Origin of the sequence: Acidovorax sp. NO-1, from assembly GCF_000238595.1 — a bacterium.
Classification (GTDB): domain Bacteria; phylum Pseudomonadota; class Gammaproteobacteria; order Burkholderiales; family Burkholderiaceae_C; genus Acidovorax.
Genome location: NZ_AGTS01000090.1, coordinates 19,155 through 34,699 on the forward strand (window position 1 = coordinate 19,155; position 15,545 = coordinate 34,699).

The window sequence follows — 15,545 nt, forward strand, 5'->3', positions numbered from 1 at the left end:
ATTCGCCAGACAGTGTCTGGCGGATTTCCCGTCAGATGTTCCGGGCCTGAACACACAACCCTCGGCGGCAAGCTGAGGCACGGATCCTGTCGCTGCCGGGTGATCGCTGCTGCCGTCGCATGACAGCGATGCTCAATTTCCCAGACAGTGTCTCGGAAATCTGGTCGTGCATCGGCATCGATCCCGCTGTCTAGATCGACCCGAGCTAGTCTGTCTATTCCAGTTTGGTTGGATGATGGCATGATCCATTAACTTGTTAGCGGATGTCACTTGAGATGCAGTTTGTTCGTCACGGCCCTGATATTCCCGAAAGGCTCTTGCAGGCTCACGAAGACGGGTGTGTAGTGTTCTTCTGCGGCGCGGGCATTTCCTACCCCGCGCGGCTACCCGGCTTTTCTGGTCTGGTGGACAAGCTCTATCAAGCCCTTTCGGTCACCCCAAATCCGGTACAGCAGTCTGCAATCAAGGCCGGGCAGTTCGACACCGCCATTGGCCTGTTGGAAGCGGATTTCGTCGGTGGCCGATGGAAAGCGCGCAGTGAACTGGCGAAAATTCTGACGCCAAACCTTACGGCTCCGAATGCGATGGTCACACACGAAGCCCTGCTGACGCTGGCACAGAACCGCGAGGGCCGCACACGACTCATCACAACCAACTTCGACCGCTTGTTCGAGGAAGTCAGGACTGCGAAATCGCTGTCGTTTCCAGACTTCAAGGCACCCCTACTCCCAGTGCCGAAGACCCGATGGGATGGCTTGGTGTATCTGCACGGCCTGTTGCCCGTTACGGCAACGGCAGGCGATCTGGATCGGCTCGTGGTTTCCAGCGGAGACTTTGGGCTGGCCTACCTGACAGAACGCTGGGCCGCGCGCTTTGTGAGCGAGTTGTTCCGAAATTTCACGGTTTGCTTCGTTGGCTACAGCATCAACGATCCGGTGTTGCGCTACATGATGGATGCGTTGGCCGCCGACCGTCTACTGGGGGAATCTCCGCCGGAGATGTTCGCATTCGGCAGTTATTCCAAAGGGAAGGAGGTGGATCGCGCTAGCGAATGGAAGGCAAAGAATGTCACGCCCATCCTCTACCGCGAGCATCAGCACCACGCCTATCTTCACAAGACCCTGCGCGCCTGGGCGAACACCTACCGCGACGGTGTGCGCGGCAAGGAGCGTATCGTCGTCGAATGCGCCATCGCCCGCCCGCTGGTGAGCACGAAGCAGGACGATTTCGTCGGGCGGATGCTATGGGCGTTGAGCGATCCGGGCGGTTTGCCCGCAAAGCGGTTCGCAGAACTCGACCCCGTGCCCTCGCTGGACTGGCTAGAGCCGTTGAGTGAGGAACTCTATTGCCATGCTGACTTGGGACGATTCAGTGTGCCGCCCCAAACTGCTGTGGACGACAAGCTCGCCTACAGCTTGATCAATAGGCCCACTCCATACCCGCTTGCGCCATGGATGAGGATTGTCGATGCCGGGCATCGCAGCAGTGGATGGGATGCGGTGATGTCCCAACTGGCCCATTGGCTGCTCCGTCACCTCGACGACCCGAAGCTGTTGATCTGGCTGATCAAGAGCGGCGGCCACCTGCACAATCAATTGGTCTGGTTGATCGAACATCGTCTCGACGAACTAGACAAACTCGCCAACGATGGCAACTCCACCGAATTGGATCGCATTCGAGCGAATGCACCGAACGCCATTCCCCGTCCCGCGATGCGAACGCTCTGGCGCTTGCTGCTCAACGGGCATGTGAGATCCGGGCTGCGTGATCTCAGTCTGTATCAGTGGCACGATCAATTCAAGCGCGATGGGTTGACTGCCAGCGTGCGCTTGGCTCTTCGAGAAGTATTGACCCCTTGCTTGTCATTGCGCGAGCCATTCCGCTGGTCTGATGCGGACGATGACGACGAAGCGCAGGATCGCATCAAGGGCATTGTGGAATGGGAAGTCGTACTGGCGTCAGACCACGTTCACTCCGGCCTGCGCGACCTGCCCAAGAATGAACAGTGGACGGCGGCACTGCCGGAACTGCTGGACGATTTCAGTGCCCTGCTGCGCGACGCGCTCGATTTGATGCGTGAGCTTGGCGGTGTGGATAGTGAAAACGATCATTCGTATATCCATCAACCTTCGATTTCAGAACACTCACAGAACAAGGACTTTCACGACTGGACGGCGCTGATCGAACTGACCCGCGATGCGTGGTTGGCCATCGCGGCGAAGTCGCCGGAACGGGCACGCATCGTGGCTGAGACCTGGACGCACGGGGCGTATCCGGTATTTCGACGTCTCGCGCTGTTTGCCGCAACACAGGGGCGTGTCATTTCACTTCGGCAAGCTCTCGACTGGCTGTTGGCGGATGGTAGGCGGTGGCTTTGGTCGGAAGAGACCATGCGCGAAACCATGCGCCTGCTGGTTTCTTTGGCATCGCAACTGGACACAGCGCTGCTGGCCGAGCTGGAACAGGCCGTTCTGTCTGGACCGCCCCGCGATCTGTATCGCGACGATATCGATTCTGATGCTTGGAACAACATCGTTGATCACAGTGTATGGCTGCGGCTTGCGAAGTTAGTCCAAGCAGGCGCAACCCTCAGCGAAGCAGGACAATCACGGCTCCATACTCTCTCAGCACAGAACCCGTGGCAGCTTGCATCGGATGAGAGTGACGAATTTCCCATCTGGATGGGAGGCGGCTGGGTCGGTGACCGCGATCCGTGGAAGCCATTCACTCCTATTCCGCGCATGAGGCGTGAGGTGCTGAACTATCTGTTGGCACATCCCGTTCTGGAAGACTCGCAGCAAGACGATTGGCGCAAGCTGTGCTCGGAGATGTTTCAGGCAACGGCCTACGCCTTGTGCAAACTCGCGCAGCAAGACAATTGGCCGGGCGAACGCTGGCGCGATGCGCTGCAAGCCTGGGCGGAAGCAAAGCTGCGCGACCGTTCGTGGCACTTCATGGCTCCAGTTGTCGCCGGTGCCCCTGATGACTTGATGCAAACCTTGTCTCGCGGCATCGGTTGGTGGCTGCAAGCCGTGGCGAAAACCTTCAACGGTCATGAAGATCACTTTCTAACGCTTGCTCAGCGCATCTTGGGCTTGGATTTCGAGGACGATGGCGACACTGACGATCCGGTCTCCCGTGCCATCAATCATCCCGTCGGCCACGTGACGCAAGCATTGCTGGATTGGTGGTATCGCCAAGAACTGAATGATGGGCAGGGGCTGCCGGAACTCATCAAGCCCATCTTTACGGAGCTTTGCGATACGCAGGTCGCCAAGTTCAGGCACGGTCGGGTATTGCTGTCGGCCCATGCTCTCTCATTGTTCAGGGTGGATAAAGTTTGGTCGGAGCAGCATCTTTTGCCACTGCTTGACTGGAACCGTTCGGAAATCGAAGCACAGGCAACTTGGGAAGGCTTCCTTTGGTCACCACGGCTGTATCGCCCGTTGATGGAAGCGATCAAGCCGGTCTTTCTCGACACTGTGAATCACTATGCGCAACTGGGCACGCACAATGAGCAGTTCACGGCGTTCCTGACATTCGCAGCACTCGATCCCGGAGACACTTTCACAGTAGCGCAACTGGCTACTGCCATCCGCGCACTTCCCGCTGATGGCCTGCGCGAATCGGCTAGAGCCTTAGTGCGCGCGCTGGAAGGTGCAGGTGATCAGCGCGAGGATTACTGGAAGAACCGGGTCTTACCGTTCTGGGAAAGGATCTGGCCGAAGTCCAATGATCAGGCATCGGGCGCAAGCGCGGAGTCGCTGGCTCGTCTGTGCGTCGCGGCAGGTGGTGAGTTCCCGTCAGCGATGGCGACGATTGGAAATTGGTTGCGTCCAGTTCAGCACCCCGACTATGTGATTCATCGGTTGCAGGAATCTGGCCTATGCGCCCGTTTTCCCGAGAACGCGCTGCAACTGCTATCCGTCATCTTGGGCGACCAGCCATCGTGGCTATCGCCGGAGCTACGCCGATGCCTTGATGCCATCGGTCAAGCAGTGCCGAACCTACTCCAGGATCGCAGATTTATGAGACTGGACGAACTCGCCAGGAAATTCGGGAGATAGCGGCAGGTAGTGAGCATGCATATCTGCCTGTTCTGAAACTGCGTGATGGAGTCCGCCTTGGGCGACGTCGCTCCTGCGGTGGCAGTGCTGTCGGCTGACGCCGTGATCATGGTGTGCTTGGACTCCCTGGGCATCCCCGGCCCTCTGGGAGATGGCCGGTCGCGCTGTCGTGCTGCGCATCGAACCCCCTGCGGGGTTTCGCCCCTGACGGGCTTCCATCGTTCCCTCGCTCCGCTCGGCTGACGCCTTCGGCCCGGCTTCCAGCTTCGGGCCTGCGCGCTCACGCTTGCTGTGCGGTTCGGCACACGGGGAAGGCCGTTGCCATGTCCAGCCGTCTTCCCTGACTCCATCACCTTGTTCGCGACTGTAGCCCGCGCCCGTGTGCCGTCAAGGCGCGCAGGGCCGTGTCCTCGGCTGCGCCTGCGGGCCGCACCAACCCTGCGCTTGTCTCCTTGACGGCGCCCGTTCGCGCGCTCCTGACCGTCGCGGGCGATGAACTCAGGAAAGACGGTGGCAACAGGGCCAACCGGGTTCCTCGTGCCGACCGCACCGAACAGCCGAAAGGCTGGGCTCCGAATCTTGGAATCCGGTGTGCGGTTTCTTCAACAACCTTTTTGTTCAGGAGAAAGACATGAGCCGCATTGTTTTAGGGGACTGCCTCGCCGTACTGCCCACGCTGCCCGATCGGACCGTGGATTTCGTTCTCACCGACCCGCCTTATTTGGTGGACTACCAAGACCGGACGGGCCGCTGCATCGCCAATGACAAGGAAGATAGCTGGCTGGCCCCCGCCTTCCAGCAGCTTTACCGCATCCTGCGCGATGACGCCTTTTGCATCTCGTTCTATGGATGGAGCCGTGTTGATCGGTTCTTCAGCGCCTGGCGTGCCGCTGGCTTCCGTGTAGCCGGGCATATCGTTTTTGCCAAGCCGTACCAGTCCAAAGCCCGTTTTTTGCGCTATCAGCACGAATCGGCGTATCTGCTGGTCAAGGGGCAACCCGCCATGCCGGACGAGCCTTTGCCCGACGTGCTGCCGTGGAAATACAGCGGCAACCGCCTGCACCCGACGCAAAAGCCGGTCGAATCGCTGGCCGCGCTTATCAAGACGTTTTGCCCGTCGCGTGGCATCGTGCTTGACCCCTTCGCCGGTTCGGGTTCTACCTGCGTTGCAGCACGTCAAACCGGCCGCCGCTTCCTCGGTATCGAGCTTGATGCGAAGTACCACGCGGCCGCGATAGACCGCCTGAATCTCACACCTGCCGGGAGGGTCGCAGCATGAACCGCGCAGCCGACAAGTTCGAGGGCCTGCGGGCCTATCTCACCGGCTACGGGCGCCACAACCGCGATGCGCTCGCCTTCGTTGCCGACTATGAGCACTGGCCCAAGCTGGCCTCGCAAGAAATCGAGCGGCGGGCAACCGCCATGCTGGGCAGCTTGCCCGACGATGAATTGCACGCCATCGCCCGCAGAAAGGTGAGCCTTCGCAAGCTCGCCCGGCAAGTGCAAGCGGAACTCGACAAGGAGCAGTGACATGGCCAAGCCCATTCTTTCATCCGCAGCCAAGCGCGAGATTGCCGAGATTGCCCGCGTGCATTTGCGAATCGAAACGCTCGAACGGCGCTGGAGTGACCGCCTCGATTTCCATGATCTTGCCGTCTGGAGCATTGAGGCGGCATTGGAAGCGGCCTACCTGGCGGGCATGGTCGATCACCACCGAAAGCGCGAATAGAGCAAGACCGGCGGCGGGCTGGCCTCGCCGCCCATTGCCCCGCGCCCGGTCATCCCGGCCAGGCGCGGGCAGACGCAAAAATCCGGGCGCGGCAGTGGCCGCACCCGGAATGGAAAGCTCGCAACCCCCAATCAGAACGCCGCCGCCTTCGCCCAGGCTCAGGCGGCGGCGTTAAAGGCATCGCGGTGGCGTTCGATGCCTTCGGGCACCGGCCCATACAGGGCCAGTGCCGTGCAACATGCGGGCGTTACGCCCAGTTCCGCATTTCACACCCTCGCGCCTGTGGCGCTGCACGCTTCGCTTGCACTCCAGGGGAAAGCCCTGCGGGCTATCCCCGCCGCGCAGGCTTGGCGCCCCTGAACACCGCCGACCCGGCTGCGCCGGATCGGCCAGACCACGGCAGTCGCTGTCGAACCTGTTTCTCGATGACTGGCGCATGAGCTTGTGCATCGAGCCTTGAAGGCTGTGCGTCCCCGGCCAAGAAACATGGCCGGTCGCGCTGTCGTGCGCGTAGCGCATCGAGCCGCCTGCGGTGTCTCGCCCCTGACGGGCTTCCATCGTTCCCTCGCTCCGCTCGGCTGGCGCCTCCGGCCCGGCTTCCAGCTTCGGGCCTGCGCGCTTCGCTTGCCGTGCGGTCGGCACACAGGGATGGCCGTTGCCTTGTTCAGCCGTCTTCCCTGACTCCATCACCTTGTCCGCGACTGTAGCCCGCGCCCGTGCGCCGTCAAGGCGCGCAGGGCCGTGTCCTCGGCTGCGCCTGCGGGCCGCACCAACCCTGCGCTTGCCTCCTTGACAGCGCCCGTTCGCGCGCTCCTGACCGTCGCGGGCGATGAACTCAGGAAAGACGGCAACAGGCCAACCGGGTCGTCGTGCCGACCGCACCGAACAGCCGAAAGGCTGGGCTCCGAATCTTGGAATCCGGTGTGCGGTTTTCTTCAACAGCCTTTTCTTGTCAGGAGAAAGACCATGCAACTCGCATCCCGTTTCGCTTCCCATTCCCCCTCACTGCGCAGCGATTACCCGCTGTCCGATGACCAGATTCATCGCGTGGCCCCGTCCATCTTCGCGGATGCCCCGCATGAGAGCCGTTCGCAGCGGTACGCCTACATCCCCACCGCCACGGTGCTGACCGAGCTTCGCAAGGAGGGGTTTCAACCCTTCATGGTGACGCAGACCCGCGTGCGCGATGAAGGCCGCCGAGAGCACACCAAACACATGATTCGCCTGCGCCACGCCAGCCAGATCAACGGAGCGGAGGCTATCCGCGCCGCATTCAAGTGATGATTCTTCGTCTGGAACCCACTTGGTGCCAACGTACTGAGCCGAACCGGCATCCAGCATCTGCCATTGGAGCTTTGTGAGCGATCCGCTCTTTTCCTGCCAAGGGTCTTGATAGTCATCGTCGTTGAATACGACCAGGCAATCCACTTCCTCTGGCTGTTTGAGCTGAGATCTCATGCTGTTGAATAGAGCCGCAGAGCCGAACACGATCAGGTCTGTATCCGATTCCTGTGTTGCACGCCCGTTCGCACGAGAGCCGATAAGCCATATCGAATCAGGAGGTGGTTGAAGGGCAGTCAATGCGGAAATGAATGCGGAAGCCGTCTTTGTGAGATGGATGGTCATTTGTGGACACCTGACGCCGACATACATGGGGTAGCAGTCGAACGTTTTCTAGCCATGCTGACCCTAGGCCCGGCCGTAGCTACGCTTCACCGCTTGCCTTCAGCGCCGCCTCCAGTTCCTGCCGCACCTGCGCCAGCAACTGCTCGGCCTGCTTCGGCTTCTTGCCGGCATAGGCCAGCGTCAGCAGCGTGAGCGGGTGGACTTCCATCACGTCGCACAGCTCGGCCAGCTTGTTCAAGGTAGGACTCTTGAGGTCGCGCTCCAGCGAACTCATGTAGGTGCGGCTGGAGACGTTGGAGAAGGCTTCCTGGCTCAGGCCCCGTGCCTTGCGGATGGTCTTCAATGCCTCCGACAATGTGTGTTTCGCTACCAACCCTGGATCTCCCCCAAAATCCAAGATGACAGCCGATAGCGCCCTATAGGGCTACAATCTATAGTGTTCGCTTCTTGTGGTTTGCCGCATTTGTGCTTTTACGAAACTCCGCATGTGTGGATTCCCACAGAGGCACGGAACTGCAACCGTGGTTTTCCTCAAACCCGCCAATGCGGCTTTGCGCTTTCACGCTTGGGCGGTTTCGATGCAAGGCGCATCCGTGCTTTTGCGCACACGCTTGACGATGGTTTGCGTTTGCGTATTGGGGATCGAGGCGTGCGAGCGCATCATGCGCGTTGAGGGGGATTCAGCCATGACCGAACCACTCACCACCGATCAGGAGCGTGCGCAGTTGCTGGCCAACGGCAGGGATCGCGCGGCGGGCCGCGCCATCGACCCGCTGCCTGTGGTGCGGCTGTTCACGCCCGATGCACACGCCACCTGGCTGCTGGCCGCGCTTGATCCTGCCGATGGCGATACCGCTTTCGGAGTCATGGATGTGGGGATCGGTATGCCCGAGCTGGGCCACATCAAGCTGTCCGATCTGGCCTCCATCGTCGGCCCGAACAAACTGCCGGTGATGCGGGATCGGTATTTCCAGGCGGTGCGCCCGCTGTCTGAATATCTGCGGCTGGCCCAGGAAAACGGCTCCATCGTCGATTGAGCCGTTCGCACCACGGCGTGGCTGGGCGGATTGAGGCTATTTTCGTCTGGCTTCAGACCTGTCAGGTCTTAATCCAGACTGTTGCAGCGAATGAGTGTTATTCAGGCGCGAACGGCCATGATGGCGAGTGCAATTTCTGGCACGGTGGTTCTCGCAGGAAACGAGATTTTTCTGGCGCCGACACCGCATTCAGACGATTAGCGCAATGTACTGGATTCATATCGTCTTGACACGAAATTTACGGCTCATCCATGTTTCTAACGATTGGATATTTAATGCAGTAATCCGTGCGCGGTAATGGCGCTGCTCCTGCGATTCGACAGGAGCTTGTGTCTTGGCCGAACCTCACCATCTTGCGCAGTGGTATCCGACTGCGGCGTACCTCTACATCCTGGGCCTCGATGCCCTCGCGCTGGCCTGGGAGTACCTGCGCCGCCATCCCGAATACCGACTCGACTGGCTGCGCCGTCATCGCCGCTCCGATGCTGCACATCGCTGGGGCTTGCGCCTGCTGGAAGACCCGGCCCTGGATGCGCGGGACGCGCAGCCGGCCTGGCTGCCAGGCTCCGATGCCGTGGTGCAGCTTTACCCCGACGCTGATCCACCGGTGGATGCCGAGCCCTTCGCGTTCTGGCGCATCCCTGGCCACAAGCAACTGCTGCACGACGGCAAGGGGCTGGCGCTGATCGCGCGCAGTCCGGGCCGCTGCCTGCGCTTTGCGCTGGCGCCCGGTCTGGAGGACGGCATGGCTGTCGCCCATGCCTACCGCAGTCGCGGTGCGACGCATACGCCCGACACGCCCGCGCCTATGGCGCGGCCCAGGCCGCCGCCTGTGGCGCTGCTGGAACTGCACACGCTGCAGGCGCTCGACGCCACCCTCACGGGTGCGTCCTTGCGCGAGGTGGCCGAAGGGCTGTTCGGCGCCGATGCCGTGGCGGCCGACTGGCACGCCGACGGCGAGCTGCGCGCCCGCGTGCGCCGCTTGGTGCGCCGGGGCACTGCGCTGATGCGTGGCGGCTACCGCCGCCTAGCACAGATTGATGTGCCTGGGAAGGGACGTTTTGCAGTGGACGCAAAACGTCCCTGAGCAAGAGGGCTTCGTTTTCTGAGACTGCCTCCATCCGGTTGCGCTGTGTGGCCGGAGCTTTGAAAGCTATGGAGGTTCTTGCCATGCGTCCTGCTCCCTTGCGGCCTGCCGCCGCTCCGATCGCTTCCGCTGCGCAGCCGCAGCGCTACCTGACCAACGACGAAGCCGCAGACTACCTGCGGCTATCGCCGCGCACGCTGGAAAAGCAGCGCGTGTTGGGTGGCGGGCCTAAGTTCCGCAAGTTCGGCCGTCGCGTCATGTACGCCGTGGCCGACCTCGATGCCTGGGCTGCGGATCGCAGCTTCGAGAGCACGTCCGATCCCGAATACGCCGAGCACCATTCGGCAGACAGCCGTGCGCGCTGACCGCTGGCGCGCGGATGGCCTTCGCCATGTCCAGCCCTGCGCTGCCGTCCCGGCAGCGGCCCGTGCCGGAGCGCGAGCAGCTCGATCTGTTTCGCGCCTTGCCGGGCGACATGGTGCCGCGCGACAGTCAGGACTTGATGGCCTTTCCGTTTTTCTCGCTGGCGAAGTCGCGGCGCGTGGCGCCGATCGACTTCCAAGCCGGCGGCATCACGATCCGCGTGGAGGGCACGCAGGAGCATGGCATCGCCACGATTTGGGATGCCGACATCCTGATCTGGGCCGCCAGCCAGATCGTGGAGGCGCGCGACGCGGGCTTGCGCCCGTCGCGGCTGATGCAGGCCACGCCCTACGAAATCCTGCGCTTTATCGGCCGCGGTACGTCGCTGCGCGACTACCAGCGCCTCAAGGCCGCGCTGGATCGCCTGCAATCCACTACGGTGGCCACGTCGATCCGCGAGACGACCGGACGGCGGCTGCACCGCTTCTCGTGGATCAACGAGTGGAAGGAACTCGCCGATGCCAAGGGCACGCCCTTGGGTATCGAGCTGATCCTGCCAGACTGGTTCTATGGTGGCGTGCTGGATGCGGCGCTGGTGCTGACCATCGACCCGGCGTATTTCCGGCTCACAGGTGGTATCGAGCGATGGCTGTACCGACTGGTGCGCAAGCACGGCGGGCGGCAGCCGGGCGGGTGGCAATTCGACTTCCGGCACCTGCACCGCAAGTCGGGCAGTGCCACGCGCTTTTCGGACTTCGCCTACGACCTGCGCGCGCTGGTCGCGCGGCAGTCGTTGCCGGGCTACGCCCTGGGCATCGAGCGGATGCCAGGCGATGGAGCGGAACTGCTGACCTTCCGTGCCGTGCCGCCCACGGCACGGGGATAAACGGTACGCAGTCTGTGGACGGGCTCGTGCTATCAGGAGTACGGGGTATCGTGCTATCGGGAGTACGACCCTCGTGCTATCAGGAGTACGGATCGGCCGCAAAGCCGCGCCAGCATTGGGTTTGCGGCCCCCTTAACTTATCTAACGTAATTCATCTAACTGGTAGTAGAAGCGCCGCGCCTTGGTGGACAACCGCCAAACGGCACGCGCGGGCCTGCGCATCCAGCCATCGAAAAGCCGGTTTTGCAGGCCGATCAAAACCCGGTTTTCCAGCAGGGAGGGCCAGGCCATGATCGTCGCGCTGCTCAATCAGAAAGGCGGCGTGGGCAAGACCACGCTCGCCACCCACATCGCCGGCGAGCTGGCGATGCGCGGGCAGTCGGTCATCCTGCTGGACGCCGACCCGCAGGGCTCCGCGCTGGACTGGACGCAGCGCCGCAGCCAGCAAGGTCTTCCAAGGCTGTTCAGCGCCGTGGGCCTTGCGCGCGAAACCCTGCACCAGGAAGCGCCAGAACTCGCCAGGCGGGCCGATCATGTTGTCATCGATGGGCCGCCGCGCGTCGCCGCCTTGGCGCGCTCTGCGCTGCTGGCGGCCGAGCGCGTGCTGATCCCGGTGCAGCCCAGCCCCTACGACCTGTGGGCCAGTGCCGAGATGGTGGCGCTGATCCGCGAGGCGCAGGTATTTCGGCCTGCGCTGCGCGCGGCCTTCGTCATCAACCGGCGCGTGGGCTGCACCGTGATCGGGCGCGAAGCGCGCGGCGCGCTGGCCGAGCAGCCGCTACCCGCGCTGCGCGCTGAGGTGCGCCAGCGCATCGTCTTCGCCGACAGCGTGGCTGCTGGCCGGCTGGTACGCGAGACGGCGCCGGACAGCGCTGCTGCGCGCGAAATCACCGCGCTGGTCGATGAACTGCTGCGGTGGCCGTCATGACCGCGAAGCCGCCACCAAGCAGCAAACGCGCTGCCAGGCGCGTAGGCATCGGTATGCGCCCGCCCGCGAATCCGCACGCCGAGGCGTGGATTCGCCAGGGCGACGCCGATGCGTTCAACAAAGGCGACCTCTACACGGCTCGCCTGACCCTCGACATCACGCCCGCCATGCGGGCGCGCATCAAGGTTTCGGCCTTCACGCAAGGCGTGACGGTGGCCGGCCTGCTGCGTGGCCTGTTGGACAGGGAGTTTCCAGAACACCACAGGGGGAACACACCATGACTGCATCCGCTTTGCCTGCCGCTGATGCGGCCACGGCTGCACCGTCGCCGTCGCTCGCTGTGCTCGTGGCGCGGCCCACATCCCCGCCGCTGACGCGCGTTTCGCTGGCCTACGTTGAGCACCGTTTCAAGCTCTACTTGCGCTTTGGCGAACCGGCGCGCACGCTGCGGCTCGACCGCTGGCGCAGCGTCGCCATGTTCCTGCCGAATGCCATGCTCTGCCGCATCCGCTGGCAGTCCAATGACTTCGGCACCGTTCGCTGGCAGCTCATGGTGATGCAGGCTTGCACTCCGCTGGACGCGGCGCAGCGCATTCCCGGCGTGCGGCCGGGCGCGCGCCTGCTGCTGCACGCCGAAGGCGACAGGAGCGTGCGCGCCGTGCTGGAGCGCATCGACGCCATCGAGGTGCTGGGCATCGCGCCTGTCGGCGTCTCGCCCGCGTACTGGCGCACGCTCGCCAACCGGCTCGCTGCGCGCCTGCCGCTGCCCGAATACACCGCCGAACGGCACGCCGCCTGGCTGGCCGGGAGGACGTTGCCATGACCGCCGTTTCCACTGCCGGTATCGTGCCGCATCCTCGCTCGCGCCTGCGCGCTCGCATCGTGCTGGCAGGCTTGTCCGCATGCGGCCTCGCTGCGCTGGCCTGGGCGGCTTTTGTGCAGCCGCTGCCGCGCTTGGTCTACAACCCGACCGACAGCGTGGCGGTCGGCTGGTATCGCGTCGATCCACTCGACCATCGCGCCAGCTCGCCACCACGTCCGTTGTCCGTTGGCAGCATCGTGCTGGTGCCGCTGCCCGCCGCGGCTATCGCACTCGCTGCGCAGCGCGGCTACCTGCCGACGCGCATCCCGCTGCTTAAGCGCGTGGGCGCGGTCGCACCGCAGGAGGTGTGCATCACTGGGGGCTGCGTTCGCATCGACGGCGTGCCTTCGGTCGCCGTGCTGCCCGCTGATCGGCTGGGGCGTCCGCTGCCGTCCTGGCAGCAGTGCCGCCGCCTGCGGCCTGGCGAACTATTCCTGCTCAGCGTCACCAATCCGGCGTCATTCGACAGCCGGTATTTCGGGCCGGTCAACGCGAGCGCCGTGATCGGCGTCGCGCATCCGGTCTGGCTGGAATCCCGACCATGATGGCCGCCGACTCGCTGCACGTCGCCGTGCATCTCATCGTGCCATCGGGCGTGTCGTGCTGCTGGCCTTCGTCGTGTCGTCGCGCGTGCAGTGCGAGCGCATCCGTGTCGCACTTCGCGCTGCCTTCGGCGCAGCCGTCCCATGTGCAGGCGCCTTGCCTCGAACGCGCCCGGCTTGCGGCCCTCATCGCGCTGGTTCACGCGTTCGCCGGCGCGCTGGCTGCTCACGCAGCAGCGCCGCAGGGCCGCCGCTGCCCGGAGCGCCAGCGGAGGGCAAAGGCGGAAGGCAAGATAAAAGGTCGCGGCACTTCGTTGACCGCAAAGCTTGTCTGCACGTGTGTTGGGCACGGCACGCGCCAGGGAGCGGCACCGTGCCGTGCCGGTATGCAATACCGCATCGGCGCTGCTGTTGCCGCGTGCCTCGCGCGCTGGGCTGCGCTGCCGCTGGATGGGGGCCTCCCATGAGCCGCAGCGACGACGACCGTTTCCGCGTTCGGCCAGGCACGCCCAAGCAGCGCGGCGACCGCTTCATCACCCAGGTTCTGCGCCAAGCCAGCAAGGCGGGCGCGAAGGCCACCCCCAAGGCAGCATCCAAGGCCGGCCGCCAGCCGGGCGCCCGGCTCGGGCGCGGCCATGTGGCGGCGCGTTTCGCCGGCGCCAGGCTGGCGCCCAATGCCCGCCGCGTGGCGATCAAGGCCCGGCTGGTGAACCTCGCCAAGGCCGGAGCGCGCTCCACCGCCGCGCACCTGCGTTACATCGAGCGCGAAGGCGTGGACCGCCAGGGCGGCCGAGGCCGTGCCTACGGGCCAACCACCGATGCCGCCGACCTCGATGCCTTCAAGGAGCGCAGCCAGGACGACCGCCACCAGTTCCGCTTGATCGTCTCGCCCGAGGACGCCGGGCAGCTGGACGACCTGCGCACCTACACCCGCCACCTGATGGCCCGCATGGAAGCCGACCTAGGCACGCGCCTGGAGTGGGTGGCCGTGGACCACTGGAACACCGACAACCCGCACACCCACGTCGTGCTGCGCGGCAAGGACGACACCGGCAAAGACCTCATCATCGCCCGCGACTACATCGCCGAAGGCATGCGCATGCGCGCCTCGGAACTGGCGACCGAATGGCTGGGGCCGCGCACCGAACTGGAGATCCAGCGCGGCATGGCGCGCGAAGTCGATCAGGAGCGGTGGACCAGCCTGGACCGCACACTGCAGCGCGAGGCGGTGGACGGCCTGCTGACGCCGCAGGCCCTGGCCCAGCCCCGGCTGCAGCGCCAGCGGCAGATGATCATCGCCCGCCTGCAGCGCTTGCAGCGCATGGGGCTGGTCACCGAGCAGCAGCCCGGAACCTGGGCCATCCACGCCGATGCCGAGCCCACCCTGCGCGCCCTGGGCGAGCGCGGCGACATCATCCGCACCTTGCAGTGGGCCATGGGCGGTCGGCAGCGTGAACTGGCCGTGTTTGAGCCCGGCGAGGAGGCCCGCGCCATCGTCGGCCGTGTGGCCGACAAGGGCCTGGCCGACGAGCTGTACGACAAGGGCTATCTGGTCATCGACGGGACCGACGGCAAGGCGCACTACGTGGCGCTGCCGCCGCGCACGGAACTGGAGCAATTCCCGGCCGGGGCGGTGGTGGAGGTGAAGGGGACAACGGAGGTACGTGCCGCCGACTGCACCATCGCGGCCCTGGCGGTGGACGGCCTTTACCGCACGGACCAACACCTGGCCCTGGCACAGGCTGCGCCTGGCCGCGACCCCGCCGAGGTGGTCGCGGCCCACGTGCGCCGGCTCGAAGCCCTGCGCCGCGCCGGCATCGTGGAGCGCATTGCCGAAGGCATCTGGCAGGTGCCGCCCGATCTGCCCGATCGGGGCCGCCAGCATGACGCCCAGCGCCTGGGCGGCGGCGTGGCGGTGGACCTGAAATCCCACCTGCCCATCGAGCGCCAGGCCCGCGTGATCGGCGCTACCTGGCTGGACCAGCAACTGATCGGCGGCGGCCAGGGCCTGGGTGAACTGGGCTTCGGCAGCGAAGTGCGCAGCGCGCTCCAGCAGCGGGCCGACTTCCTCGCCGAGCAGGGCCTGGCCGAGCGTCGCGGCCAACGCGTTGTCCTCGCGCGCAACCTGCTGGCGACGCTGCGCGGGCGCGAACTAGCGAAGGCAGCGGAGGGCATCGCAGCCGAAACGGGCCTGGAGCACCGCCCGGTAGCCGACGGCCAGCGCGTGGCCGGCACCTACCGGCGCAGCATCCAACTGGCCAGTGGACGCTTCGCCGTGCTCGACGACGGTCTGGGTTTCAGCTTGGTGCCGTGGAAACCAGTAATCGAGCAGCGGCTGGGGCAGCAGATCGCCGCAACAGTGCACGGGAGCGGGCTATCCTGGGAAATTGGGCGCAAACAAGGGCAGTCCATCTGAGT

16 protein-coding genes and 2 pseudogenes are annotated in these 15,545 nt (G+C 64.3%); 15 read left to right on the forward strand and 3 right to left on the reverse strand.

The window, feature by feature from the left end; genetic code table 11:
* The first annotated feature begins 275 nt into the window (after positions 1 to 275).
* From dsr1 to KYG_RS14655, 5 genes and pseudogenes are all read left to right on the forward strand, one after another.
* Entirely contained in the window at positions 276 to 4,067 is a 3,792-nt protein-coding gene (dsr1, locus tag KYG_RS14635) for an anti-phage defense-associated sirtuin Dsr1 (protein ID WP_034694822.1), read from the forward strand.
* Positions 4,068 to 4,698: 631 nt separating this feature from the next.
* Positions 4,699 to 5,346, forward strand: a complete 648-nt coding sequence (locus KYG_RS14640; protein ID WP_008905696.1) for a DNA methyltransferase — start codon at positions 4,699 to 4,701, stop codon at positions 5,344 to 5,346.
* Positions 5,343 to 5,597: a hypothetical protein gene (locus KYG_RS14645; RefSeq protein WP_008905697.1), complete on the forward strand. Its 255-nt coding sequence runs from the start codon at positions 5,343 to 5,345 to the stop codon at positions 5,595 to 5,597. Before KYG_RS14640 ends, KYG_RS14645 begins: the two co-directional genes overlap by 4 nt.
* 1 nt (position 5,598) lies before the next feature.
* Positions 5,599 to 5,796, forward strand: coding sequence for a hypothetical protein (locus KYG_RS14650; protein WP_008905698.1), 198 nt, complete (start codon positions 5,599 to 5,601; stop codon positions 5,794 to 5,796).
* Between the two features lie 966 nt (positions 5,797 to 6,762).
* Positions 6,763 to 7,056, forward strand: a pseudogene (locus KYG_RS14655) (DUF932 domain-containing protein); the annotation flags it as partial.
* Between the two features lie 219 nt (positions 7,057 to 7,275).
* Here the strand turns inward: KYG_RS14655 and KYG_RS25515 are convergent.
* Together KYG_RS25515 and KYG_RS14660 are read right to left on the reverse strand one after the other, a co-directional pair.
* Positions 7,276 to 7,449, reverse strand: a pseudogene (locus tag KYG_RS25515) (nucleotidyltransferase domain-containing protein); the annotation flags it as partial.
* Positions 7,450 to 7,501: 52 nt separating this feature from the next.
* Positions 7,502 to 7,795, reverse strand: a complete 294-nt coding sequence (locus tag KYG_RS14660; RefSeq protein WP_008905700.1) for a helix-turn-helix domain-containing protein — start codon at positions 7,793 to 7,795, stop codon at positions 7,502 to 7,504.
* A 313-nt stretch (positions 7,796 to 8,108) separates the two neighbouring features.
* Between KYG_RS14660 and KYG_RS14665 the strand changes: the two genes are divergently transcribed.
* The 4 genes from KYG_RS14665 (at position 8,109) to KYG_RS14680 (ending at position 10,795) form a co-directional block, all read left to right on the forward strand.
* Complete coding sequence (locus KYG_RS14665; RefSeq protein ID WP_008905702.1) at positions 8,109 to 8,459, forward strand: DUF2958 domain-containing protein; 351 nt, start codon at positions 8,109 to 8,111, stop codon at positions 8,457 to 8,459.
* Positions 8,460 to 8,793: 334 nt separating this feature from the next.
* Entirely contained in the window at positions 8,794 to 9,546 is a 753-nt protein-coding gene (locus tag KYG_RS14670; protein ID WP_008905703.1) for a DUF2285 domain-containing protein, read from the forward strand.
* Positions 9,547 to 9,629: 83 nt separating this feature from the next.
* Positions 9,630 to 9,911, forward strand: coding sequence for an AlpA family transcriptional regulator (locus KYG_RS14675; protein WP_008905704.1), 282 nt, complete (start codon positions 9,630 to 9,632; stop codon positions 9,909 to 9,911).
* Between the two features lie 26 nt (positions 9,912 to 9,937).
* Positions 9,938 to 10,795 (forward strand): replication initiator protein A, encoded by an 858-nt coding sequence (locus KYG_RS14680; RefSeq protein WP_008905705.1) that lies wholly within the window; start codon positions 9,938 to 9,940, stop codon positions 10,793 to 10,795.
* 141 nt (positions 10,796 to 10,936) lie between these two features.
* Here KYG_RS14680 and KYG_RS24720 read toward each other — a convergent pair whose 3' ends face one another.
* A complete protein-coding gene (locus KYG_RS24720) occupies positions 10,937 to 11,086 on the reverse strand; it encodes a hypothetical protein (RefSeq protein WP_160165353.1) in 150 nt (49 codons plus the stop codon).
* On the opposite strand from KYG_RS24720, the gene parA reads away from it, so the two are divergent.
* The 6 genes from parA to KYG_RS14705 are packed head-to-tail and all read left to right on the forward strand — an operon-like array spanning position 11,085 to position 15,543.
* Positions 11,085 to 11,723: a ParA family partition ATPase gene (gene parA, locus KYG_RS14685; protein ID WP_008905706.1), complete on the forward strand. Its 639-nt coding sequence runs from the start codon at positions 11,085 to 11,087 to the stop codon at positions 11,721 to 11,723. The genes KYG_RS24720 and parA overlap by 2 nt on opposite strands.
* The gene (locus KYG_RS14690) at positions 11,720 to 12,004 is read left to right on the forward strand and encodes a hypothetical protein (protein WP_034694778.1); all 285 of its coding nucleotides are present in this window, start codon (positions 11,720 to 11,722) and stop codon (positions 12,002 to 12,004) included. The genes parA and KYG_RS14690 overlap by 4 nt, the downstream gene beginning before the upstream one ends.
* Positions 12,001 to 12,546: a DUF2840 domain-containing protein gene (locus KYG_RS14695; RefSeq protein ID WP_008905708.1), complete on the forward strand. Its 546-nt coding sequence runs from the start codon at positions 12,001 to 12,003 to the stop codon at positions 12,544 to 12,546. The genes KYG_RS14690 and KYG_RS14695 overlap by 4 nt, the downstream gene beginning before the upstream one ends.
* Entirely contained in the window at positions 12,543 to 13,130 is a 588-nt protein-coding gene (locus KYG_RS14700) for a S26 family signal peptidase (protein WP_008905709.1), read from the forward strand. The genes KYG_RS14695 and KYG_RS14700 overlap by 4 nt, the downstream gene beginning before the upstream one ends.
* Complete coding sequence (locus KYG_RS23895; RefSeq protein ID WP_008905710.1) at positions 13,127 to 13,594, forward strand: hypothetical protein; 468 nt, start codon at positions 13,127 to 13,129, stop codon at positions 13,592 to 13,594. The genes KYG_RS14700 and KYG_RS23895 overlap by 4 nt, the downstream gene beginning before the upstream one ends.
* Positions 13,591 to 15,543 carry a relaxase/mobilization nuclease and DUF3363 domain-containing protein gene (locus KYG_RS14705; RefSeq protein ID WP_008905711.1) on the forward strand — a complete coding sequence of 651 codons (1,953 nt, stop codon included), beginning with the start codon at positions 13,591 to 13,593 and terminating at the stop codon, positions 15,541 to 15,543. Before KYG_RS23895 ends, KYG_RS14705 begins: the two co-directional genes overlap by 4 nt.
* Positions 15,544 to 15,545: the final 2 nt, after the last annotated feature.

Coding starts and splice junctions, on each gene's coding strand:
- dsr1 (WP_034694822.1), top strand. CDS start 276: ATGCAGTTTGTTCGTCACGGCCCTGATATTCCCGAAAGGCTCTTGCAG.
- KYG_RS14640 (WP_008905696.1), top strand. CDS start 4,699: ATGAGCCGCATTGTTTTAGGGGACTGCCTCGCCGTACTGCCCACGCTG.
- KYG_RS14645 (WP_008905697.1), top strand. CDS start 5,343: ATGAACCGCGCAGCCGACAAGTTCGAGGGCCTGCGGGCCTATCTCACC.
- KYG_RS14650 (WP_008905698.1), top strand. CDS start 5,599: ATGGCCAAGCCCATTCTTTCATCCGCAGCCAAGCGCGAGATTGCCGAG.
- KYG_RS14665 (WP_008905702.1), top strand. CDS start 8,109: ATGACCGAACCACTCACCACCGATCAGGAGCGTGCGCAGTTGCTGGCC.
- KYG_RS14675 (WP_008905704.1), top strand. CDS start 9,630: ATGCGTCCTGCTCCCTTGCGGCCTGCCGCCGCTCCGATCGCTTCCGCT.
- KYG_RS14680 (WP_008905705.1), top strand. CDS start 9,938: ATGTCCAGCCCTGCGCTGCCGTCCCGGCAGCGGCCCGTGCCGGAGCGC.
- parA (WP_008905706.1), top strand. CDS start 11,085: ATGATCGTCGCGCTGCTCAATCAGAAAGGCGGCGTGGGCAAGACCACG.
- KYG_RS24720 (WP_160165353.1), bottom strand. CDS start 11,086: ATGGCCTGGCCCTCCCTGCTGGAAAACCGGGTTTTGATCGGCCTGCAA.
- KYG_RS14690 (WP_034694778.1), top strand. CDS start 11,720: ATGACCGCGAAGCCGCCACCAAGCAGCAAACGCGCTGCCAGGCGCGTA.
- KYG_RS14695 (WP_008905708.1), top strand. CDS start 12,001: ATGACTGCATCCGCTTTGCCTGCCGCTGATGCGGCCACGGCTGCACCG.
- KYG_RS14700 (WP_008905709.1), top strand. CDS start 12,543: ATGACCGCCGTTTCCACTGCCGGTATCGTGCCGCATCCTCGCTCGCGC.
- KYG_RS23895 (WP_008905710.1), top strand. CDS start 13,127: ATGATGGCCGCCGACTCGCTGCACGTCGCCGTGCATCTCATCGTGCCA.
- KYG_RS14705 (WP_008905711.1), top strand. CDS start 13,591: ATGAGCCGCAGCGACGACGACCGTTTCCGCGTTCGGCCAGGCACGCCC.